Below are 20,802 nucleotides of genomic sequence, written 5' to 3'. Positions count from 1 at the left end.
CGACCACCAACTCTTCGATTGTTTAGCAAGGCGACACCCTACCGATATCTATCACCCTGCCACATTAAAATAACGGCATAACTATGCAGGCGTACAAGCATACAATTAACCGCGCATTTAGTATGAATATAACTATAGAACTTAAGTATCGATTTTAACAATAAAAACAGAAAGAATGTGATGAGCAGCATCAATTAGAATCAAGAAACTACAACATTAAGGAATTAGCTTCAAAAAAGTATTCGCTTTACGCCGCTCTACGTTGGCTAAAATGCGTTTTTTGGCGGGCTCATCAGCTTGAGGCCAGCTGCGTATCTCGCTTAGCGAGCGTAAGCAACCGATACAAATATCTTTATCGTCGAGGCAACAACGGCGCACACAGGGAGAGTCAATCATGAACAGAGGATACAAAAAAGGCGCGCTTTTGCACACCTTTTTCAGCTGCAGGGCAAAAGTATTAACTTTAGCCCTACTTCGTTTTTACTTAGTACGAAGAATATCGCGTATTTCGCTTAATAGAACTTCTTCTTTAGTAGGCTCAGGATCTGCTTCTGGCTCTTGCGGCGCTTCTTCTTCCTTGCGCTTCATAGAGTTGATTGACTTAATCGCCATGAAAACAGCCATCGCTACAATCAAGAAATCCAGTACTGTTTGGATAAATTTACCGTAGTTAATCGAAACAGCCGCTATTTCACCTTCAGCAGGCTTCAAAATATAGGCCAGGTCAGAAAAGTCGACCCCACCCATTAACATACCGATTGGCGGCATAACAATATCACCCACAAATGATGATACGATTTTACCAAAGGCTGCCCCAATGATAATACCCACCGCCATATCCATGACGTTGCCTTTAACTGCAAATTCCTTAAATTCCTTTATAAAGCTCACAGTAGTTTCCTCTTAGTTATTTTCGACCATTGTCGTATTTCCAGATGAACAATTCGTGAATCAGCCTTAACGACCTAGCATTCCTTTAAGCGCAGCTGGTAAATCGGCTGGTAAAATCACCGTTTTCGCATTATCTGACTGCGACATAGCTTGTAATGCATCAACATATTTTTCACCTAATATATACATCACAGGTAACTCGTTACCTTGAATAGCGCCTGTAACTTTACCAATCGATACTTGGCTTGCCTCAGCTAAGACAATTTGCGCTTCCGCATCACGTTTGGACGCCTCAAGACGGCCTTCTGCCTCGAGGATAGCGGCAGACTTTTCACCATCAGCACGTGTTACGCGAGCCCGTCTTTGACGCTCTGCGGCTGCCTGTTCTTCCATGGCTGCCTGCATCGTTCCTGATGGTGTAATATCTTGAATTTCAACTGTTTTTAGCGTGATACCCCAATCTGAAATATCATCCGAGATAGCTGATTTAAGCTTAGCTTTTATTTGGTCTCGTGATGACAAGGCATCATCCAGTCCCATTTCACCGACGATTGAACGTAACGATGTTTGCACTAGGTTTTGTATCGCTAAAATATAATCTTCGACGCCATATACCGCTTTTTCAGGGGAAACAATATTAATGTAAGCAACGGCATTCGCAATAATAACCGCATTATCTTTGGTGATAACTTCTTGTGACGGAATATCCATCACAATATCTTTAGTCGTGACGGTATAAGCCACTTGATCAATATACGGAATAATTATTTTAAGGCCGGGGCCTAATGTTCTAGAAAACTTACCTAAACGTTGTATTACAAACTTACTACCTTGAGGCACTATTTTTACACTCGAAAAAATAGTGACTATAACTACCAACAAAAATATACCGGCAACTATTAAACTTTCCACACGAAACTCCCTTTTATAGACATTAAAATATTTACTAATTTTAGCGTTTTTCCACTAGTAATGTATTACCAGATAATTCACTAACAATTATACGATCGCCCAGTTCAACTGGCTCTGAACATATAAATTCCCACTCATCATCACCCAGCAAAGGGGTAGTAAAGCGTGCTACACCGCGGCTTTGTTCTGTGGGTCGCTTGATGACCTGCCCTGTTTCGCCTGAAATAGCCTCTTTTGCCATCCCGGCTTTTGTATGGTCTTTGAAACGCGGCGATAAAATAATAAACCAAAGCGCAGTGAAGATAGCCGAAGACACGGCCCAAATGAAGAGTTGCCAATTAATTGCTAAATCAGGTGAGAGCCAAAGCAAGAAGGAGACTACAAAGCCACCTAGCCCAAACCAAAAAATGGTAAAGCTGGGTATAAATATCTCAGCGGCCATTAATACCATGCCCAACACAAGCCAATGCCATGGTTGCAAAACAATATCCATAGGTACATCCCTATCCGTTAACTGATGCAGGGATTGTCTATCGCTTTTGCAGCCTAAGCAACTGATTAAATTCTGCGTTGCTTATCAAACCATATTTAATCGTGCTTTTTTCTAAAATCACATACCTACGAGAAAAAATCGCCTTACTAAAAAATGGATGTAGTGATCTCTACACCAGCTATCTTTTTAGTAAGGCTGCGAACTAACCGCCGGCTCCCATAGGTGGAGTAGATTTGTCCGGTGTAAGTAGAACGGCTACATCATTAGTGCCTAAACGCGAACAGATTACCGAGGTGGTCTTTAGTTCCTGACTATCCATTACTATGGAAGGGCTCGTTTTTTGCGCACCGTTTAAGAAATCAGCATTAATCGATACAACCCGGTTACCCTGTCGAACAAGCCCCACATCTCTGAGTAGGCGATCATCAAGATGTTCCATTGATTGATAAGTATATGCTGCAGCCGCACGCTGTTGGAGTGCATCGAAGCCCGCTTTAATTAATCCTAAAAATGTCATTTTCTATCTCCTTTAGACATTATGAGAGTAATGCCGAGAAGATCTTCGCAGGACTTAGGTAGGGAGTAGAGCACCTTGGACCGCGAAGAGTTTCGCGGCCAAATAAAAATCAGAACACGCGAAAACACGAAATACGCATAAACGGCTTAACCGCTGCGTTATTTCGAATAATCGTATGTGAGACATAAAATGTCATTCTGACTTCCTAAAATTTGTAGTGTATGAGACTTAGCTTGACTACACGGCCTCAACCAGAGCAAAAAGGATCATGCATCTGAAAGGCATGTTATAACTAAATCACCAAAGCTTATAACAGTTATAACGGCTACACAGCCCTGCTGTCAACCTAAACGCCGCTATCCATGAGTCACTAGTCTGCGTTACTATAGCGTACTTACGAAAGGCGCCTTAATGCATATTTTTGCCCCTCAGGCCCCGATCTCATTTACGACCTTAACTTCCCGGCACCGTTTCACTTTCAACAAGCTATGATGATCTGCTATGACTGCGTTTTCTGACCTACATTTATGCCCTGAACTGCAATTTACACTGCAATCATTAGGCTACGACAAGCCTACGCCTATCCAAGAAAAGGCTATCCCGCTAATTTTAGAAGGCAAAGATTTGTTAGCAGAAGCTCAAACCGGCACTGGCAAAACAGCCGGGTTCGCGCTTCCGATGATAGAAAGGCTTAGCAAAACCCCAGCCGACCCAGATTATCATCATATTCGCGGTCTGGTACTTACCCCCACACGCGAACTAGCGGTCCAGGTTGGTGACCACACACTCGCCTATGGTAAACACCTAGGTATGCGAGTTATATCGCTGTACGGGGGAGCTCGGTTTGATAACCAAATCCGTAAAATGAAACGCGGAGCCGACATATTAGTTGCAACACCCGGCCGCTTATTGGAAATGGTCAGCCAGAAAAAGATTTCTTTAGCACAGGTAGAGATACTCGTACTAGACGAAGCTGACCGCATGCTGGATCTGGGCTTTATTCACGATATTAAAAAAATCATGTCTTTTATCCCTGCACAACGCCAGACACTCTTATTTTCGGCGACCTTCAGCCCCGCTATAGAGTCGCTAGCCGATACGTTATTAAAGTCACCGGTTAAAGTCAGCACATCTACTCGCAACACTACCGCTAAACTGGTGCAGCAAAAAGCGTATAAAGTCGATAACAGTGATAAATCCGACATCTTGAGTTTTTTAATTGACGGTTGCCAATGGTCACAAACACTTGTTTTCACTCGCACAAAACGGCGAGCTGACATGGTATGCGACTATTTAAATGCCGAAGGTATTTCGGCTGTCGCCATGCATGGCGACAAACTCCAGCGTGAGCGAAATGCCGCACTCAGTGCATTTGTAAATGGCGAAGTGCGTGTCATGGTAGCAACCGATGTAGCGGCCCGAGGCTTAGATATTGAATCCTTACCACAAGTGATTAACTATGATCTGCCCAACCTGCCTGAAGCTTACGTACACAGAATTGGCCGCACAGGACGAGCGGGAAAAGAAGGCACAGCTATTTCTTTGGTCGCACCTGATGAGAAAAACTACCTCGCTGATATCTGCCAGCTCATAAGCAAGCAAATCCCTTTACAAGCCGTCCCCACAATTGAGAACGGCAAGCTGATTGATGCCAAAAAGTCAGCGCATAATCCGCCCCCTAAACGGCGCAAAAATAAGTCTGGAAAAGCCAACCATTTAAAAACTAACCGAACCAAGGCTGCAACGTCCAAAAAAGTGCCTAACGAGTCAGTTACGCAAGAGGGTAACGGCAAAAATACTTCGCCTCGTCGCCATGCCGGCCGACGCTCTCTTTTTGATCATTAATCAGGAATAGCAGCCATGTGGCTTTGGATACCCTTTACGATTTTCGCTGCTTTTATGCAGTCTTGGCGCAACGCTTTTCAAAAACAACTCAGTCAAGATGTGAACACTACCGGTGTAACACTGGCTCGCTTTATTTATGCAGGCCCATTGGCCGCTTTATATGTACTTGCATTGTATACGTGGCAACCTGTCGCCATGCCGCATTTAAGCGGTCTATTTTGGGTGTATGTCGTATTAGCTTCCGTCGCGCAAATATTTGCCACTAGCTTAATGGTTATGCTGTTTCGCTTGCGTAACTATGCGATAGGCGTGGGATTAGCAAAAAGTGAAGCCGTAATGGCCGCTATTTTGGGCGCCCTATTCTTTGGTGCTCCGCTCAGTGCCTTGGCCTGGATGGGTGTATTTATTGGAGGCTTAGCCATTTGGTTAATGAGCAATCCCGGATCATTTAGGGATATTTCCCTATCAACAGTCGTCACAGGGCTAGGCAGTGGGTTATGTTTCGCTTTAACCGTTTTATGGGTACGCGAAGCCAGCTTACTTTTAGAACTACCCTTCCCCTACAGCGCCGCTTGGGTACTCGTGGCGGTTATAACCACACAAACAATAATTCTCATTAGTTGGCTCTTAATGAGGGATAAGCAGACACTTGTCGCTCTTTGGAAAAGACCAAAGCTTACTCTGACCATTAGCCTATTTAGCTGTTTAGGATCATTGGGGTGGTTTACCGCCATGAGCTTACAAACAGCCGCTATGGTAAAAACATTAGGGCAAATAGAAGTGTTATTCACCCTAATGATTTCTGTTGTTTGGTTTCGCGAAAAGCTAAAACCAAAAGATAAAATAGGGTTAGCATTAATTGTTATCGGCGCTATTTTTGTGATGCTTGCTTAGTCAAACCATCGCTATACAAGCCAATACGCTGAGCAATTTGATTTACAGTACCTTGCAACGCAGCTGATTATTATCAGCAAATAACAGGAGAACAGCAGCGCCTTTGTTCTCCTGTTATAAAATGGGTCCTTACCCTTCACTCTCTATGACGATTTTACCGAAATGTTTAGCCTGAGCCATCCAGTGATAAGCATCTATCGCTTTAGAAAAAGGAAAAGACTTATCAATTTCTGGATGAATCTGATGTGCTTCCATCGTTGAGACCAGTTGTTCGAGCATAGCTGTACTACCAACATAGATGCCTTGAATCCTTAATAAATTAAAAATAGTCATCAGGCTAATTGGGGGGCTCTCTAAACCGGTAAGAATACCGATAAGTGATAAGGTACCATTAGGCTTTACACAAGCGGACGATTTCTCGAACGTACCAGCACCGCCTACCTCAAGTACATTATCCACACCTTTACCATGAGTGATTTTTAGAACTTCCTCCTCCCAGTTAGGATGAGTTGAGTAGTTCACTGTAAAGTCGGCACCTAATTCTTTTGCACGCGCCAACTTTTCATCACTGGATGATGTGATAATCGTTTTAGCACCTAACGCTTTCGCTATTTGCAATCCAAAGATAGATACGCCACCCGTACCTAACAACAAAACAGTGTCATTTGGCTTTAACTCACCGACAGAAACAAGGGCATGCCATGCTGTAGTCGCTGCACAAGGAAGCGTTGCCGCTTCTGCATAAGAAAGGTAATCAGGAATTTTTACGCTGCAGTCAGCTTTGAGAATAAAGTACTCGGCAAGAACACCATCGATACTTCCTCCCATAGCAGAATTTAGTCCCTCGTCATCAATTTTTCCCTTTTTCCATGCTTGGAAAAAATTACCAATAACTCGATCACCCAATGCAAAGTTAGTCACTTCACTACCGACACTGACCACCTCACCCGCTCCGTCTGATAGGGGAACAATAGGGCGAACGTCATTTCTAACATAACCACCCATGGTAATTAACATGTCCCTATAGTTGAGTGAACATGCCTTCATCTTTACGAGAATTTCATCTGAAGCTGGAGTAGGAGTATCCATGACTACTTGCTCGATAGCATCAATACCGTCAGCGGTTGTTACACGATATGCCTGCACATTTTATCTCCTAGAAAGTTGACTACTAAATTAGGTTTACATGCATAAATACGCGCTGCAACTACTTACTTGGCAAACCAATGCCATTTACCTGCGAACTCATTCTAAAGTAGGTCGACCTCATAAAAGTCAACGAGTGGACTAAAATTGAACAACTCACTGCTTCCAAATGTTGAGACAACCTTATACACTGGAAGAAATGTTGCAGTGCAATATAAATACATTGCACCCCACTTAATCAGAGGCACGCGAGGGTTTTACAATGTTGTATCACCTACACCATACAATTAATCAATCGGTACAACCTATCCATTTATGGGCACAAGCTTGCAGTAAGCAACTGAAACAGCCATGGATGCTGCCGTTTCGATTTAATGCATTTACTAACACAGCATTAGCTAGCCTAGAGTTGATTGAACGTTGCACTGACAATTATGAAAAGCCTGAGTTTGGCTTGCACAACACCGAAATTAACGGTGAAGAAGTCCGTGTGCGTGAGGAAGTAGCCTACTCTTTACCGTTTTGCGACCTGCTGCACTTTCGCCGCGCCGGTTCATACAACCACCCCAAAGTCTTGCTAGTAGCGCCACTTTCAGGCCACTACGCCACATTGCTACGCGGAACCGTAGAAAACTTTTTGCCAGATCACGAGGTTTATATCACTGATTGGCAAAATGCGCGCGACGTACCCACACGCGAAGGCAGCTTCAGCTTTGATGACTATGTACGTTATCTTATCGAGTTCATGGAGTTCCTAGGCCCTGAAACAAATGTTATTGCCGTTTGCCAGCCAAGTGTACCGGCTGTTGTCGCTGTTACCATCATGTCAGAGCGCAATAACCCCAACCTACCTAAGACGCTCACGCTAATGGGTGGCCCCATTGACACTCGTTTAAACCCGACAGGTGTCAATGATTACGCCTCCGGCAAAGATTTAGAATGGTTCGAAACCAAAGTCATCTGTACCGTCCCTGGTGAATTCCCGGGTGCGGGTCAACGCGTATACCCCGGGTTTATCCAACTTTCAGGTTTCATGAGCATGAATATGGATAACCACATCAACAAGCACTTTAAGTTCTTTGGGGATCTTATCAAAGGTGATGGAGATAGCGCCGAGGCACATCGTACTTTTTACAATGAATACCTTGCCGTCATGGATTTACCGGCTGATTTTTACTTAGATACCATTCGAAAAGTGTTCCTTGAACACCGCTTGGCAACCGGCACAATGATGTTTGAAGACCAACAAATCGACACCAAAGCCGTTAAAAATGTCGCACTCCTTACCATTGAAGGTGAAAACGACGATATCACTGGCAACGGCCAAACCAAAGCCGCGCATGATGTGCTGAGCAGCATACCTGACAGCTTAAAAATGCATTATGAACAGCCTAATGTTGGACACTATGGCATTTTTAACGGCCGCCGCTTTCGCCAAGAAGTATCTCCGGTAATCAAAAACTTTATTAAAAAGCATGCTGATATAGCACCGGCAAAAGTAGAGGAAAAAGCGCAGCCTACCCCAGCTAAAACAGCGAGCGTCACTGCTGATACCCCTTCGGAAAAACCAGAATCCAGCAAGCCGGCTGCTCCTAAGACGACCACTCGCGCTAAAAGAGCGACGTCAGCCAAAGCGACCACATCGAAAACAGAAACTACTGCTCGGAAGACAACGGCCAAACGTGCGACGCCTGCTAAAACAACGGCAACCAAACCTGCACAACCTAGCGCGGCAAAAAAAGCGGCATCTAGCACGGCCAAGGCTCCAGAAACAAAAACGGTAACGGATACCGCAGCGGATAAAGCAACTAAAGCGTAATTACTCTTTGCGTATAGGCTCACAAAAAAGCCCCGCTAAATTAGCGGGGCTAGAGCCAAGAGACGGCTTCAACGATTGCTCCGTTAAACGCTCTGTTTATTCATCTTCAAAATGCCCTGCGGCAGCAAATCCACCACCCTGATATCGCACGGCAGGATCATTAGGGTCTACTTTCTCGTTAACGATATAATCTTCTTGCTCAAAAACTACAGAGCTATCCTCTGGACTCCAACCAATGTAAGAGGCTTTACGATTATCCCACCAAACAGCTGGATTATCTGATACCCCATAAATCACGGGACACCCTAAGCGGTCCGCCGCAAAAATCTTATGAATCATACGTGTAAAATCCGCTTCGCTCATCCAAGTAGCTAACATTCGCTTATTAAGGGGTTTCTCAAAACATGACCCTATACGTACCAACGCAGACTCAATACCGTACTTATCGTAATAATAACGCGCCAACAACTCACCAAAACCTTTCGATACACCGTACATACTGTCCGGTCGCATTGTGCAATCAGCATCGAGTAGGGTTTCGCGTTCATGAAAACCAACCACATGATTTGAACTTGCGAATAAAATGCGTACTTTGTTTTGCTTGCGGTTAGCTTCATATAAATTGTAAGCACCCCGAATATTGCCATTTAGAATGTTTTCAAGCGTATTTTCAGTGGAAACCCCGCCCAAATGGATTACCGCGTCACACCCTGTTAACAGCGAATAAACGGCGTCGTAGTCACCTAAATCGCATTGAATAAACTCTTCATGCGCGGCAACATCAGTAATCGGCACTATGTCAGTCAAACGAATGCTCTCCGCCCAACCCTCCAGCGTTTTACGCAACGCCTTACCTAGGTTGCCACCTGCGCCGGTTAACAATACTTTTTTCATGTCAATTCCTCTTATTTTTTCAACCTAGCATTTAAAGACCAATCCACTGCGGCAGTAACATAGACACAGACGGAACAAACGTAACTAACATTAGTGCACCTAATATTGCCAAATAAAAGGGCCAAATAGTTCTGAGCGCTTTTTGTATTGGCACCTCCCCAATCGCACACCCCACAAATAAACAACCACCCACAGGTGGCGTACATAACCCCAAGCCTAAGTTCATCATTAACATCACGCCAAAATGAATAGGATCCATACCTAGGCTTACCGCCACCGGCAAAAAGATAGGCGTACAGATCAAAATCAATGCAGCCATATCCATAATCATGCCCAACACCAATAACATGACATTCATAATCAGCAAGATAACTATTGGATTATCTGAAATAGAGGTTAGTGAAGAGGCTAGCACTTTAGGTACTTCATACATCGCTAACATATAACCAAATGCTGACGCGCACCCTACAAGAATCATGACCATTGCTGTCGTTTTAACCGAACGAATAACTGCTACCCAAAACGCTGACAAGCTCAAACTGCGATACACTAAGCCGGTAATAAGAACCGCATAAATGGCGCCGATTGCCCCCGACTCGGTTACCGTGAAAATACCCGAAAGAGCACCGCCAACAACAATAACCGCCGTTATTAACCCCGGAACCGCGCCGAGAAAAGAAAGCAAAATAACTTTCCAACCTGGGAACTCTTCCGTGGGATAGGCATTTTTGACAGCCACATAACGCGCGGCAACCGCGAGTAAAACGCACATCAATAAACCAGGAACGACCCCAGCGATAAAAAGATTGGCAACAGAAATGCCACCGCCGGCAGCTACCACATATAAAATCATATTATGGCTAGGGGGTATCATTATCCCGGCGATCGACGAAGTAACCGTGACATTGACTGCATAGTCAGCACTGTATCCTTTCTTTTTCATAACCGGAATCAACAACGACCCCAACGCAGACACATCCGCTACAGCCGAGCCCGAGATCCCGCCAAACAACATACTTGAGAACACGTTCACTTGGCCTAACCCACCACGCATCCAGCCTACAGCTGCCGATGCTAAACTTACTAAACGGGCAGCAATGCCACCGTGAAGCATAAGCTCGCCGGCAAAAATAAAGAACGGAATCGCTAATAACGAAAAAGCAGACATCCCCGAGACGTAACGCTGAAAGCCGATCATCAAAGGCAGGCCTTCATACATAAAGGAAGCGATTGCCGAAATGCCTAGGGCAAAGGCAACAGGCACCCCTGACAAGGTAAAAAGAGCAAACAGCCCTAATAAAATAGCAAGACCCATTAAGAAGACTCCTTAACGACAGAGGCAAATTGATGCTGACCGCGAAAGGCCGCAGGAATGCGACACAACGAGAAAATCAAAATAAGTGCACCAGAAAGCATCATGGGGATATAACGCAATCCGTCTGGTATACCGAGCAATGGGATCGATTTAGTCCATGCAAACATGACTAAACCATAAGCCTGCCAAGCCATTAAGCCGCCAAAAAATCCCATCAATAGGTCAATTAAAACTGACAGCGCAATTTTTCCTCTCGGCGGTAATAACACTGAAAACAAATCGACATTTAAATGTGTCCTTTGGTGCACCCCCACGGCTGCCCCTAAAAAAGTGATAGTGACCACCATCAACAGAGCAACCTGCTCTACCCACGTAGGGGTATCGTTCAGCACATATCGCCCGTAAACCAGCCAACCAAACGAAGACACCAGTATCACCATGCATACACCAGATACGGCTAAACACAGCCATGCTATCGTATCCAACACCCGCTTAAGCGGCGTTGATTCAGGTATTTTATTGATCATAGTTTTCTCAAGACAAACGAAACTAGGCGGCCTCGCTAACTGGCAAGGCCCGCTAAAATTTTAAGAAGCGTTAGCTATCGGTAAACACTACGCCCCTTAACAAGGCCACTTTTATGGAGTCGCTTGGATTTCTTTAACGATAGGTGCCAGTGCAGGATTCTTTTTAATCGCCATCTCATAAACCGGTTTCATCGCCGATTGAAAAGCGGATTTATCGTCTATTTCGTTATAGTTCACTCCCGCATCAAGCACTGCCTGTTTGCTCTTTAGGTCACGTTTGGCCCAAAGATCACGTTGAAGCGTTGCGCTTTCACGTGCGACTTTTTTTAGCGTCTCTTGATCCTCAACTGATAATTTTTTCCACGCGGTAGTACTCACACACAGGCACTCAGGCAAAATAAGGTGCTGCGTGGCTGAATAATACGGTGATACCTCGTAATGGTTACTCGACTCATAAGATGGCCAGTTATTCTCGGCACCATCAACCACCCCTGTTTTCAGCGATTGATAGACTTCCGAATAAGCCATAGGCGTTGCATTTCCACCCAAAGCCTCCACCATGCCTACATATAGATCATTATTCATAACACGGAACTTCATCCCCTGAATATCCGCTGGCGAATGTATTGCTTTAGACGTGTTATAAAATGAGCGTGCTCCCGAGTCGTACCACGCTAAGGAAATAACGCCTGTTTTAGCCATTGCATCGCTTAACGATTGCCCAACGGGTCCATCCATAACACGGTGCATATGCTCAACGTCTTTAAAAATAAACGGTAACGAAACTACATTTACCTCAGGAACTGACGCCCCTAGTGGCCCTAGATTAAACCCCGCAAAATCAATTCCCCCTATTTGCATTTGTGAGATGGCATCTTCTTGGCTGCCTAGCACCGCATTGTTATAAACACGCCCGCTGATGCGTCCCTCTGTACGCTTTTCAGCTTCCGTAATAAAAAACTCCATTGCATGCGAAACAGGGTAATCTTCTGTATGGATGTTCCAGCCTTTCCAGGCTGCTTGCGCACCAACGCTACTGAGTGCTCCCACCAACATAGTGGTCATGAACAAGGCGGATGAGGTCTTTCTTATCATTATTATTCTCCTAATTAGCTCGTTTTATTTTTATGAGTGCAAGGGCTGCCCGAGTACACCTCTATATTTGTAACATGACACAAAACCAAAAAACAACAAGTTGTACTATGTCATTCATCATTTTTTTAATTACCCTTATCCTTACCACTGCCCACCCAATGGTTTTTTGTCAGCTTTAAAAAAGTATGGCATGAAAATAAACTGCTTAATTATCAGTAATTTATAGACTTAAAATTTTATTTTTATTAAAAACTTCTTTTCCTGACGACCTAAAGCTTTACTCGTTGCCAATCACCACACTCGGTCAATCAGTTAACTATTGACTAGGAAACCACAGTCATACTATCTTTAAAAGACAAAAACTATAAGTCATACCATAACAATCATATCAACCCGCACAGGTCACTTATGCAGATAGCCAGTATCCATACTCATCTCCTTTCTCAGCCACTGGATCAGCCATTTGAATCCGCCACCATGAGCTTTACGACTCGGCAACACTTAATCGTTGAGATTCGATGCGACAATGGACTAATTGGCTGGGGGGAGTGCTTAGGCCATGCCGACATAAATCAGGCCATTGTTAAAGCGATGGCACCCTCATTAGTGGGAAAAAACCCGCTAGATATAGAGCGGCACTGGCTCATGCTATACAACCAATTCAGGGATCAAGGGCAACGCGGCGCAATCATCAATGCCATCAGTGGGTTAGACATTGCACTCTGGGATATCGCAGGACATTTTTACCAACAACCGATTAGTCAGCTCATGGGTGGGGCGTTTCGTTCGCACGTAACGGCCTATGCAACTGGAGGTTTTAGGGTTTTAGGCAAAGAACGCTCAACAAGCCTAGGTGAAGAAGTTCATGGCTTTATTGAGGCGGGCTTTAAAGCAATAAAGATAAAAATCGGTTTTGGACTAGAAGATGATTTACGCGACATAGCTGCCGTGCGCGATATTATTGGCCCTGACATCTCCCTTATGATTGATGCAAACCACGGTTACGACGCATTAGCCGCCGCGAAGTTAGGGCGAGAAGCATCCCAGTTTAGCATTGATTGGTTTGAGGAACCTGTTGTACCTGAAGCACTTAATAGCTATAGCGCGTTACGAACCTCACAGCCTATCCCTATTGCAGGTGGGGAAACATGGCACACACGCTGGGGGATAGCTACAGCTTTGCAACAAGGCTGTGTTGACATAATACAACCTGATATTTGCGGTGCAGGAGGCTTAAGCGAAGTCCGAAAAATACTGACGTTATGCGACATTTACGATGTCCGCTGCGTCCCGCATGTTTGGGGTACAGGTATTGCTTTAGCCGCTGCGTTACAGTTACATGCCATTCTGCCCCCCTCTCCGCCTTCGTGTGGCTCAAGCGCTGCTCTGTTAGAGTTTGATCAAACACCCAACCCCTTTCGCTCAAGTATTTTAACTACGTCAATTGACCATAAAGATGGCATAGTGGAGATCCCGCAAGGTCCTGGCCTTGGAGTTGGCATAGACCGCGAGGCGCTCGCTAGCTTTACAAAGATGCCGAGTTAACTACTCAGAGCACTATCGACATCACTATATTACCCTTGTTGTCTAAACCCAGAGGTTTTTATGAAACGCATCATCACAGGAATACCTCCACTCACTCAACTCCCTGCGGGGAGTGTCGATACACATATGCACGTATATGCTCCACAGCATTTGGGGCACCCTAACGGCCCTAAACCACCATTAGATTTTGCAAACCTAGATGATTACCTAAGTTTGCAACGCTGGTTAGGTTTGGAGAAAGTAGTCATCGTACAACCCAATGCTTATCAAACCGATAACCGATGCATGCTAGAAGCGTTAGATCAGTTAGGCAATAACGCTCGCGGTATTGTGGTTGTAACACCAGAAACTAGCGAAGAAGAGTTATTATCCATGCATAAACGCGGGGCTAGAGGTGCACGCATTATGGAGCTGCCCGGCGGAGCTGTAGGCTTGAAGCACCTCACCGAAGTTAACGCTAAAATTCGCGCGCTGGGTTGGCACTGCATTGTTCAGTTTGATGGACGCGATATGATTGAGCACACGCCGCTACTAAACCAAATAAACGATACCTTTATCATTGACCATGGCGGCAAATTTTTAGGCCCTACAACACCCAACTCCTCCTCATTCAAGGCACTGCTCAAACTTATCGACAAAGGAAACTGCTATGTGAAAATTGGTGCTGTTTACGAGTCCTCCTACACTGGCGGCGAAGAATATACAGATGTCGCGGCTCTCTCAAAAGCCTTAATCAAGCACGCCCCAGAACGTATTTTATGGGCTAGCAATTGGCCTCATGTCAGCCAAACTATTGAAGACGCTCCAAACGACGCGCAATTACTAGATACCGTTTGTAGCTGGATACCTAACGATGAAGTTATAGAAAAGATTTTCGTCACAAACCCTCACCAACTTTACGATTTCACCTAGTCGTGTGCCGCGTCATGAAAGTCATCGTATGAGATGGTATGATGCGGCAAACTTCACATGAGTCCAAATACCGTGTCAAAAGCAACAACCGCCCCCACTTCTACACTAACTCCACGACCAGCTAAACGAGGGAAAAGCCTTGCTGAGGCCGTTGTATCCCAGTTTACTCAACGTATTCGTGACGGGAAATTATCGCCGGGTGACAAGCTGCCTACTGAATCAGCTATCATGGAAGAAACCGGTGTTAGCCGAACGGTAGTCAGGGAAGCCTTATCACGTTTGCAAGCGGCTGGGCTTGTCGAGACCCGCCATGGAATAGGCACCTTTGTTCTCTGTAAGCCAAATGAAAGCCAAACGCTCATTGGCCTTACTAGTATCGACACCTTGCAAGACGTTATTGCATTGATGGAGTTACGAATTGGAGTAGAAGTAGAAGCAGCGGGATTAGCGGCTCAACGTAGAAACTACAACCAGATCAAAGAGCTAGAGGCTACTCTCACAAAGTTACGAGAGTGTGAAAAATTAAAAACAGACTCGACGAGCGCAGACTTCCAATTTCATTATCTAATTGCCCAAGCCACTGGAAACAAACACTACACCGATATATTGAACCACTTAGGAACCAATCTCATACCTAAAACGCGGATCGAAACCGATAGAGTTAATCACGAGCACGAAGATATATTTGCCGCTATTGCTCGCGCCGATGCAGAAGCGGCCAGAGCCGCTATGCGAGTCCACTTAGCCAATAGCCGAGAGCGCTTTCGCAAATTACAAGCCGACATGGACACCCTGACAGATACTAACTAGCTTGTTTCACGATCTTCAAATTGGAAACCTAAGTTCTGCTTTAAGGTGCCTCGTTGTGCACCTTTCTCCAAACGGGCTAACAACATCTGCGCTGCAATTTTCCCAATATCAGTACTTTGTACTTGAAAAGTCGATAAACTGGGCGAAACATGGGCGGCAAAATCTATATCACCAAAGCCAATTAAAGCCACACGGCTAGGCACTGCTATCCCCGAAGCCTTCAGTGCTGATACGGCTCCCAGTGTTATTAAATCATTACTACAAATAACGCCCGTCGGTATATTATCCTCATCAATTAAGTGCTGCATTGCCTTGCGGCCTTCACCAACTGACACCGGGGGGTTGATACGCTGCACACTTGTCACTTCAACACCCCTCTCAATCAAATGCTGCTCGCAAGCCGCCAAACGAAGACTACCCCGCTGATCGTCGACCCAAATTAAACCCACACGACGATGCCCTTTATCGATCATCGCTTGAGCCATAGCGACTCCAAGCTCGGTATGCGAAAAACCAACCACAGCATCTATAGGGTCATCGTAATAATCCCACACTTCCACTACAGGCGTGTTTCGCGCTCGCAGCAGCGCTCGCGCATCAACCGAAAAGAGAGGCGTAGTTAATACGATTGCGTCGGGGCGGCGTGACAATATTGTCTCTATTTGCTCAAGCTCGCTTTGATTTTCAAAGAAGGTTTGGCTTAGCAACACTTGGTAACCTGCCGAGCTCATTTGCTCGGTTAAATTCTGAATCGTATTTACAAACACTCGATGAGCAATACTCGGCACTAACACAATCACTAACTTGCTCTTAGACGACACTAAGCCACCGGCTAGCATATTCGGCACATAACCAATTTCGCGTATAGCTGCTTTTACTTTCTCTTGAGTTTTAGCTTTCACTTTATCAGGATCATTCAATACACGAGACACAGTAATGGGTGACACACCCGCCGTGCGAGCAACATCTGCTAAGGTAACATTACCCCATGCCATTTCGCTGTTTTCGCCTCTACTCATAGTTTTTATTTTTCCTTAGTAGCCCTTCGAGTTAGATAAGCTGCAAATAATTTAATAAATATAATCCAGCCATAAAGCTCACAACAGAAATAACTGTAGTAAGGGCTATGATGTTCGCCGCCAAACTTGCACTGCTACCGGCAGCTCGAACCATGACATAACTAGCCGCCGCTGTGGGCGTAGCTAAGAATAAAAACAGAATACCTAACTCTCGGCCTTCAAAGCCAAGCAACCATGCTAACGGCACAAAAAACAAAGGCATCCAAAAGACTTTGAATAAACTGGAGCTCAGCGTTACCCGCCCCGACGACTTAAAAGCCGCCAATGACAAAGTGCCACCAATACAAATCAGTGCGGTAGGAAGCGACATAGCAGCAAAATAATTGCCGGACCTTACCACCCACTCGGGTAATGTAAGGCCAATACTAGAGCCAACCAAAGCAGCGACCACGGAAATAATCAGAGGATTACGAACAATCTCACGCATGATCGATTTAAAGTTAGCATCAAATGTTGGGCTATAAATCGATAAAATAAATGCAGATAAAATATTAAATACAATAACGATAATACCAGATAAAACTCCACCAACAGACAAGCCATAATCACCATACTGGTTAGCGGCTAGCGCCAAGCTCATAATGCCGCAGTTACCGCGAAATGCGCCCTGTATATAAACCCCTCTATCCTCTTTGGGTACGCTGCGTAAAGACCATAACCAAACAAACCCAAAATGAAGGAAGGTAGCAGCGACAAAGAAGAAGACGAGTTTAGGCTGAAAGGCCGTTTTCAAATCAGACTGCAAGATACTCAAAAACAGCAACGTCGGCATCGTTGCTCTAAAGGTTAAATTGGAAGCCGTCATAACAAACGCATCATCGATTAAACGGATACGCTTCAAAAATACACCGAGCAAAACCAAACCGAAAACAGGGCCTGTAACAAGAAAAATTTGGTGAAATAGCGCGGCTTGATCTGCCATAGCGAAGCTCCCTATGCTGTACGGTTTTCTGTTTTGTTTGCGTGATTTAAAGGACGTCTCATTGAGTAGAGCACTGATTAGAACGAACCACTGAGTAGAACCAGCTGAGCGAGTCAGTTCAAAAAACCGATCAAATAAACGGTTCAGACGCTATGAAACAGAGGCTACCACACAAAATGATAGCGTACATCATTTTCAGATTTTGTCTTAAACAAAGGACTGTTGCTAATTTTGATAATTACTTAGAAGAATGACGAAAATAATGCAATGCATGATGGCACGCCACTTGGCAATATCGATGGCATTACCCGTATCAACGACACTATTTGGATAAGTGACTGGTTAGCCGGTGACCTAATGAAATCAGATGGGTCTAATAAACAGCACCTCGGCCAAGGCCTTGCCGATATTGGCTCTGTAGGGAATATATTATATGCACCAATGATGATGGACGGCACCGTGAATGCTTGGCAGCCATAGCTAAATATCTTTACAATGCTCCCTCATTTGGACAACGCCGACTGAGGGATCTTTTGTGACCATCCATATCACTAGCTTACACCACTACCCTGTAAAATCTTGTGCGGCGGTCAATTTAAGCCGAGCCTGGATTGACTCCCTCGGACTCGCTGGTGATAGACGCTACCTTGTCGCCGATATGGACGGCAATTTCATGACCGCCCGCAAATTTCCAAAACTGACTACGTTGCTGGCCACTACCTTCAACGGCGGCTTAGTTTTAGCCTCGCTAGACGGAACACCCGCTGAGCTTGTGCTTCGAGAAAAAGAGTTTTCTGACAGCTACACATCTGCCACCGTATGGAAACAAAATGTATCAGCGCAACGCTGTGGTAGCGACGCCGATGCGTGGATAAGCGAGTTTTTAGGAACACCATGCCAGTTACTTTTTTTTGGTGAACAAAGCTCTCGTCCTATCAAAAAACGTGATGACAAGCAGGTAAGCTTCGCCGACGGATATCCATTACTGCTTACCAGTACTAGCTCTTTGGACGCTATACAAACGCATTGTGATAATGAGATTCACATGGCGCAGTTTCGCCCGAACATCGTTATTTCAGGAAGTGATGCTTTTGCCGAAGATGGTTGGTCTAGGATTCGTGTAGGCGAGCTTATCTTTACTGTTCACTCCCCTTGCGAGCGTTGCAAACTTATCACCTTGCCTCCTCGCTCGCTCACATTTGATAAGGGCCTAGAGCCCCTACGCACGTTAATCAAGCATCACAGCAGCGAAAAGCGAGCACCACTGTTTGGCCATAACTTAATCGCTGAAGGAACCGGAATTATCGAAGTAGGGATGACAGTTGAGGTCCTCGACTAATCCACATGAACACTCAACAATCGGTTACCACAACACCGTCCAGAGAATGCCTTTCTGGAGCCAAAGCAACTATTCCCTTAATTATCGGTGCCATTCCTTTTGGTATCATCTTTGGGACTTTGGCCGAGCCCAGTGGCCTTTCTGCATTGGGTGCCTTAGCTATGTCGTTCATCGTCTATGCTGGCGCAAGCCAGTTCATTGCGCTAGGCATGTTATCTGCTGGGGCTGCTATCCCTGTCATTATTGTCACGACCTTTATCGTCAACTTACGACACATGCTTTATGCCGCTAACATGGTGCCCAAAGTACGCCACTTATCATTACGTTGGCGAGCTGTCATGGCCTTTGGTTTAACCGACGAGACTTTTGCGGCTGTTAGTAATCGCTACCTAAACAGCACCAATACCGAGTACGCACACTGGTATTATCTTGGCTCTTTTCTCGCTATGTACAGTAACTGGGTACTCTGTACGGCTATCGGTATCACCCTAGGGGAGTTATTCCCTAATATGACGCAATGGGGTTTGGACTTTGCCATGTCAGTGACGTTTATAGGTATGGTTATGCCCTATCTTAAAACTCGCCCCATGTGGGCGGCGGTTATCGTTGCCGGACTCATTGCCATCGCCACCTATAACATGCCCCATAAACTCGGTTTAATGGTTGCTGCCTTTATGGGCGTTTGTGTCGGCATATCACTGCAATTGCTACTCAACCGCCATGTGAAGAAAAATACAGGAGTCGACAGTGACGAATGAACTGTTTTTAATCATAGGCATGTTTATCGCGACTTTTAGCACTCGCTTTGTTCTCTTTGCTATGGCAGACCGCATACAATTCCCATCGTGGCTAAGCCAAGCACTAGGCTATGTTCCTCCTGTGGTGCTAACCGCTATCATTATCCCTGCTGTCGTTATGCCTAAAGGCGAAGTCTGGCTAGATTGGGACAATGCATGGTTAATTGCAGCCGTGGTAGCGGCTCTGACTTCACTCATCAGCCGCAACCTTCTAATTACCATAGTGACCGGTATGTTCATCTTTTTATTAGTTCGTTTAGTACAGTCATCTTAAAACAGCGATGAATAACGCCAGAATGAGTACTTGCGCGGACAGCTCTTTCTTTTCTTTTTGTGTAACCAAAATTACACAATCAGTGCTATGTTAATCGCACTGTAAAACGTGATGGGAAAGTCCAATGTCCAGTGTTAACAACTCAACCATTTCAAACGAGCAAAATAAAACGCCTCACTCCCTGATTGAAGATTTATTGGCTATAGTCACGGGCACTCTGGTGGTGTCATTTGGTATTATGCTACTCAGACATGCTGGTGCGATTACTGGGGGGACAGCGGGGATTGGTTTCTTAATGCTATACATCAGCGATATCCCCTTTGGTGTATGGTTTTTTACACTAAACCTACCTTTTTATTATCTATCTATTAAGCAAATGGGCTGGGCATTCACGCTAAAAACATTTTTAGCGGTGGCCTTGGTATCTGTTTTTGCTGAGATACATCCGTACTTTATCCATTTAGAACCGCTTAATCCCTTTTACGCGACGGTGATCGGCGGCATGCTGATGGGCTTGGGGATGCTGGTACTCTTTAGACATAAAGCCAGTTTGGGCGGGCTCAATATATTGGCGCTTTACCTACAAGAGCACAAAGGCATTCGCGCTGGTACTTTTCAAATGTGTGTAGATTGCAGCATCATCATTGCCTCTTTCTTTATTGTTTCAATACCTATCTTGCTAGCTTCTATTTTAGGCGCATTTTTGCTCAATCTAATTATTGCAATGAATCACAGGCCCTTCCGGTACTTAGCCTAAGCAACACTTAGTTGATTAA

The 20,802-nt window shown here is 45.0% G+C and carries 23 protein-coding genes; 11 read left to right on the top strand and 12 right to left on the bottom strand.

What is annotated here, in order from left to right:
* Positions 1–216: 216 nt before the first annotated feature.
* The 5 genes from OW491_RS01100 to OW491_RS01080 form a co-directional block, all read right to left on the bottom strand.
* On the bottom strand, positions 217–396 hold the full coding sequence (locus tag OW491_RS01100) for a DUF1289 domain-containing protein (protein ID WP_075173780.1): 180 nt from the start codon (positions 394–396) through the stop codon (positions 217–219).
* Between the two features lie 84 nt (positions 397–480).
* Complete coding sequence (gene mscL, locus OW491_RS01095; RefSeq protein ID WP_075173779.1) at positions 481–891, bottom strand: large-conductance mechanosensitive channel protein MscL; 411 nt, start codon at positions 889–891, stop codon at positions 481–483.
* 66 nt (positions 892–957) lie between these two features.
* On the bottom strand, positions 958–1,803 hold the full coding sequence (locus tag OW491_RS01090; RefSeq protein WP_075173778.1) for a stomatin-like protein: 846 nt from the start codon (positions 1,801–1,803) through the stop codon (positions 958–960).
* 40 nt (positions 1,804–1,843) lie between these two features.
* On the bottom strand, positions 1,844–2,296 hold the full coding sequence (locus OW491_RS01085; protein ID WP_075173777.1) for an NfeD family protein: 453 nt from the start codon (positions 2,294–2,296) through the stop codon (positions 1,844–1,846).
* A 202-nt stretch (positions 2,297–2,498) separates the two neighbouring features.
* Positions 2,499–2,813, bottom strand: coding sequence for a DUF1127 domain-containing protein (locus tag OW491_RS01080; protein WP_075173776.1), 315 nt, complete (start codon positions 2,811–2,813; stop codon positions 2,499–2,501).
* A gap of 501 nt (positions 2,814–3,314) precedes the next feature.
* On the opposite strand from OW491_RS01080, the gene OW491_RS01075 reads away from it, so the two are divergent.
* Together OW491_RS01075 and OW491_RS01070 are read left to right on the top strand one after the other, a co-directional pair.
* Positions 3,315–4,658 (top strand): DEAD/DEAH box helicase, encoded by a 1,344-nt coding sequence (locus OW491_RS01075; RefSeq protein WP_290034407.1) that lies wholly within the window; start codon positions 3,315–3,317, stop codon positions 4,656–4,658.
* Between the two features lie 15 nt (positions 4,659–4,673).
* Positions 4,674–5,552, top strand: coding sequence for a DMT family transporter (locus tag OW491_RS01070; RefSeq protein ID WP_290034406.1), 879 nt, complete (start codon positions 4,674–4,676; stop codon positions 5,550–5,552).
* 129 nt (positions 5,553–5,681) lie between these two features.
* Here OW491_RS01070 and OW491_RS01065 read toward each other — a convergent pair whose 3' ends face one another.
* Complete coding sequence (locus OW491_RS01065) at positions 5,682–6,698, bottom strand: NAD(P)-dependent alcohol dehydrogenase (RefSeq protein WP_215150967.1); 1,017 nt, start codon at positions 6,696–6,698, stop codon at positions 5,682–5,684.
* Between the two features lie 262 nt (positions 6,699–6,960).
* Here OW491_RS01065 and phaZ point away from each other — a divergent pair, with 262 nt between their 5' ends.
* Positions 6,961–8,517, top strand: coding sequence for a polyhydroxyalkanoate depolymerase (gene phaZ, locus OW491_RS01060; protein ID WP_290034405.1), 1,557 nt, complete (start codon positions 6,961–6,963; stop codon positions 8,515–8,517).
* A 96-nt stretch (positions 8,518–8,613) separates the two neighbouring features.
* Here phaZ and OW491_RS01055 read toward each other — a convergent pair whose 3' ends face one another.
* The 4 genes from OW491_RS01055 to OW491_RS01040 form a co-directional block, all read right to left on the bottom strand.
* Positions 8,614–9,411 carry an NAD(P)-dependent oxidoreductase gene (locus tag OW491_RS01055; RefSeq protein WP_290034404.1) on the bottom strand — a complete coding sequence of 266 codons (798 nt, stop codon included), beginning with the start codon at positions 9,409–9,411 and terminating at the stop codon, positions 8,614–8,616.
* Positions 9,412–9,442: 31 nt separating this feature from the next.
* Complete coding sequence (locus OW491_RS01050; protein WP_290034403.1) at positions 9,443–10,726, bottom strand: TRAP transporter large permease; 1,284 nt, start codon at positions 10,724–10,726, stop codon at positions 9,443–9,445.
* Entirely contained in the window at positions 10,726–11,253 is a 528-nt protein-coding gene (locus OW491_RS01045) for a TRAP transporter small permease (protein WP_290034402.1), read from the bottom strand. The genes OW491_RS01050 and OW491_RS01045 overlap by 1 nt, the downstream gene beginning before the upstream one ends.
* A 111-nt stretch (positions 11,254–11,364) precedes the next feature.
* A complete protein-coding gene (locus tag OW491_RS01040) occupies positions 11,365–12,348 on the bottom strand; it encodes a TRAP transporter substrate-binding protein (protein ID WP_277252658.1) in 984 nt (327 codons plus the stop codon).
* 408 nt (positions 12,349–12,756) lie between these two features.
* On the opposite strand from OW491_RS01040, the gene OW491_RS01035 reads away from it, so the two are divergent.
* Genes OW491_RS01035 through OW491_RS01025 form a run of 3 tightly spaced genes read left to right on the top strand, consistent with a single transcriptional unit; the run spans position 12,757 to position 15,615 of the window.
* Positions 12,757–13,893, top strand: a complete 1,137-nt coding sequence (locus OW491_RS01035) for a mandelate racemase/muconate lactonizing enzyme family protein (RefSeq protein ID WP_290034401.1) — start codon at positions 12,757–12,759, stop codon at positions 13,891–13,893.
* Positions 13,894–13,953: 60 nt separating this feature from the next.
* Positions 13,954–14,805, top strand: a complete 852-nt coding sequence (locus OW491_RS01030; RefSeq protein WP_290034400.1) for an amidohydrolase family protein — start codon at positions 13,954–13,956, stop codon at positions 14,803–14,805.
* Between the two features lie 57 nt (positions 14,806–14,862).
* Positions 14,863–15,615, top strand: a complete 753-nt coding sequence (locus tag OW491_RS01025) for a FadR/GntR family transcriptional regulator (protein ID WP_178969284.1) — start codon at positions 14,863–14,865, stop codon at positions 15,613–15,615.
* On the opposite strand, the gene OW491_RS01020 is transcribed toward OW491_RS01025, so the two are convergent.
* Positions 15,612–16,634: a LacI family DNA-binding transcriptional regulator gene (locus tag OW491_RS01020; RefSeq protein WP_290034399.1), complete on the bottom strand. Its 1,023-nt coding sequence runs from the start codon at positions 16,632–16,634 to the stop codon at positions 15,612–15,614. The genes OW491_RS01025 and OW491_RS01020 overlap by 4 nt on opposite strands.
* A 31-nt stretch (positions 16,635–16,665) precedes the next feature.
* Complete coding sequence (locus OW491_RS01015; protein ID WP_215150960.1) at positions 16,666–17,616, bottom strand: AEC family transporter; 951 nt, start codon at positions 17,614–17,616, stop codon at positions 16,666–16,668.
* Positions 17,617–17,883: 267 nt separating this feature from the next.
* On the opposite strand from OW491_RS01015, the gene OW491_RS01010 reads away from it, so the two are divergent.
* From OW491_RS01010 to OW491_RS00990, 5 genes are all read left to right on the top strand, one after another.
* On the top strand, positions 17,884–18,096 hold the full coding sequence (locus OW491_RS01010) for a hypothetical protein (protein WP_290034398.1): 213 nt from the start codon (positions 17,884–17,886) through the stop codon (positions 18,094–18,096).
* A gap of 55 nt (positions 18,097–18,151) precedes the next feature.
* Complete coding sequence (locus OW491_RS01005; RefSeq protein ID WP_215150958.1) at positions 18,152–18,955, top strand: MOSC N-terminal beta barrel domain-containing protein; 804 nt, start codon at positions 18,152–18,154, stop codon at positions 18,953–18,955.
* A gap of 5 nt (positions 18,956–18,960) precedes the next feature.
* Positions 18,961–19,713 carry an AzlC family ABC transporter permease gene (locus tag OW491_RS01000; RefSeq protein ID WP_075173759.1) on the top strand — a complete coding sequence of 251 codons (753 nt, stop codon included), beginning with the start codon at positions 18,961–18,963 and terminating at the stop codon, positions 19,711–19,713.
* Positions 19,703–20,026: an AzlD domain-containing protein gene (locus OW491_RS00995; protein WP_249263626.1), complete on the top strand. Its 324-nt coding sequence runs from the start codon at positions 19,703–19,705 to the stop codon at positions 20,024–20,026. The genes OW491_RS01000 and OW491_RS00995 overlap by 11 nt, the downstream gene beginning before the upstream one ends.
* A 124-nt stretch (positions 20,027–20,150) precedes the next feature.
* Positions 20,151–20,783, top strand: a complete 633-nt coding sequence (locus OW491_RS00990; protein ID WP_075173758.1) for a YitT family protein — start codon at positions 20,151–20,153, stop codon at positions 20,781–20,783.
* The last annotated feature ends 19 nt before the right edge of the window (positions 20,784–20,802 follow it).

Origin of the sequence: Neptunomonas sp. CHC150 (genome assembly GCF_030397555.1) — a bacterium.
GTDB lineage: Bacteria > Pseudomonadota > Gammaproteobacteria > Pseudomonadales > Balneatricaceae > Neptunomonas > Neptunomonas phycophila.
Note: the sequence above shows the minus strand (reverse complement) of the source record. Positions and strands in the feature narration are given on the sequence as shown.

What these genes read in the sequence shown, in the direction of transcription:
- OW491_RS01100 (WP_075173780.1), bottom strand. Translation starts at nt 396, where the DNA reads ATGATTGACTCTCCCTGTGTGCGCCGTTGTTGCCTCGACGATAAAGAT.
- OW491_RS01085 (WP_075173777.1), bottom strand. Translation starts at nt 2,296, where the DNA reads ATGGATATTGTTTTGCAACCATGGCATTGGCTTGTGTTGGGCATGGTA.
- OW491_RS01080 (WP_075173776.1), bottom strand. Translation starts at nt 2,813, where the DNA reads ATGACATTTTTAGGATTAATTAAAGCGGGCTTCGATGCACTCCAACAG.
- OW491_RS01075 (WP_290034407.1), top strand. Translation starts at nt 3,315, where the DNA reads ATGACTGCGTTTTCTGACCTACATTTATGCCCTGAACTGCAATTTACA.
- OW491_RS01070 (WP_290034406.1), top strand. Translation starts at nt 4,674, where the DNA reads ATGTGGCTTTGGATACCCTTTACGATTTTCGCTGCTTTTATGCAGTCT.
- phaZ (WP_290034405.1), top strand. Translation starts at nt 6,961, where the DNA reads ATGTTGTATCACCTACACCATACAATTAATCAATCGGTACAACCTATC.
- OW491_RS01055 (WP_290034404.1), bottom strand. Translation starts at nt 9,411, where the DNA reads ATGAAAAAAGTATTGTTAACCGGCGCAGGTGGCAACCTAGGTAAGGCG.
- OW491_RS01050 (WP_290034403.1), bottom strand. Translation starts at nt 10,726, where the DNA reads ATGGGTCTTGCTATTTTATTAGGGCTGTTTGCTCTTTTTACCTTGTCA.
- OW491_RS01045 (WP_290034402.1), bottom strand. Translation starts at nt 11,253, where the DNA reads ATGATCAATAAAATACCTGAATCAACGCCGCTTAAGCGGGTGTTGGAT.
- OW491_RS01040 (WP_277252658.1), bottom strand. Translation starts at nt 12,348, where the DNA reads ATGATAAGAAAGACCTCATCCGCCTTGTTCATGACCACTATGTTGGTG.
- OW491_RS01035 (WP_290034401.1), top strand. Translation starts at nt 12,757, where the DNA reads ATGCAGATAGCCAGTATCCATACTCATCTCCTTTCTCAGCCACTGGAT.
- OW491_RS01030 (WP_290034400.1), top strand. Translation starts at nt 13,954, where the DNA reads ATGAAACGCATCATCACAGGAATACCTCCACTCACTCAACTCCCTGCG.
- OW491_RS01025 (WP_178969284.1), top strand. Translation starts at nt 14,863, where the DNA reads ATGAGTCCAAATACCGTGTCAAAAGCAACAACCGCCCCCACTTCTACA.
- OW491_RS01020 (WP_290034399.1), bottom strand. Translation starts at nt 16,634, where the DNA reads ATGAGTAGAGGCGAAAACAGCGAAATGGCATGGGGTAATGTTACCTTA.
- OW491_RS01015 (WP_215150960.1), bottom strand. Translation starts at nt 17,616, where the DNA reads ATGGCAGATCAAGCCGCGCTATTTCACCAAATTTTTCTTGTTACAGGC.
- OW491_RS01010 (WP_290034398.1), top strand. Translation starts at nt 17,884, where the DNA reads ATGCATGATGGCACGCCACTTGGCAATATCGATGGCATTACCCGTATC.
- OW491_RS01000 (WP_075173759.1), top strand. Translation starts at nt 18,961, where the DNA reads ATGAACACTCAACAATCGGTTACCACAACACCGTCCAGAGAATGCCTT.
- OW491_RS00990 (WP_075173758.1), top strand. Translation starts at nt 20,151, where the DNA reads ATGTCCAGTGTTAACAACTCAACCATTTCAAACGAGCAAAATAAAACG.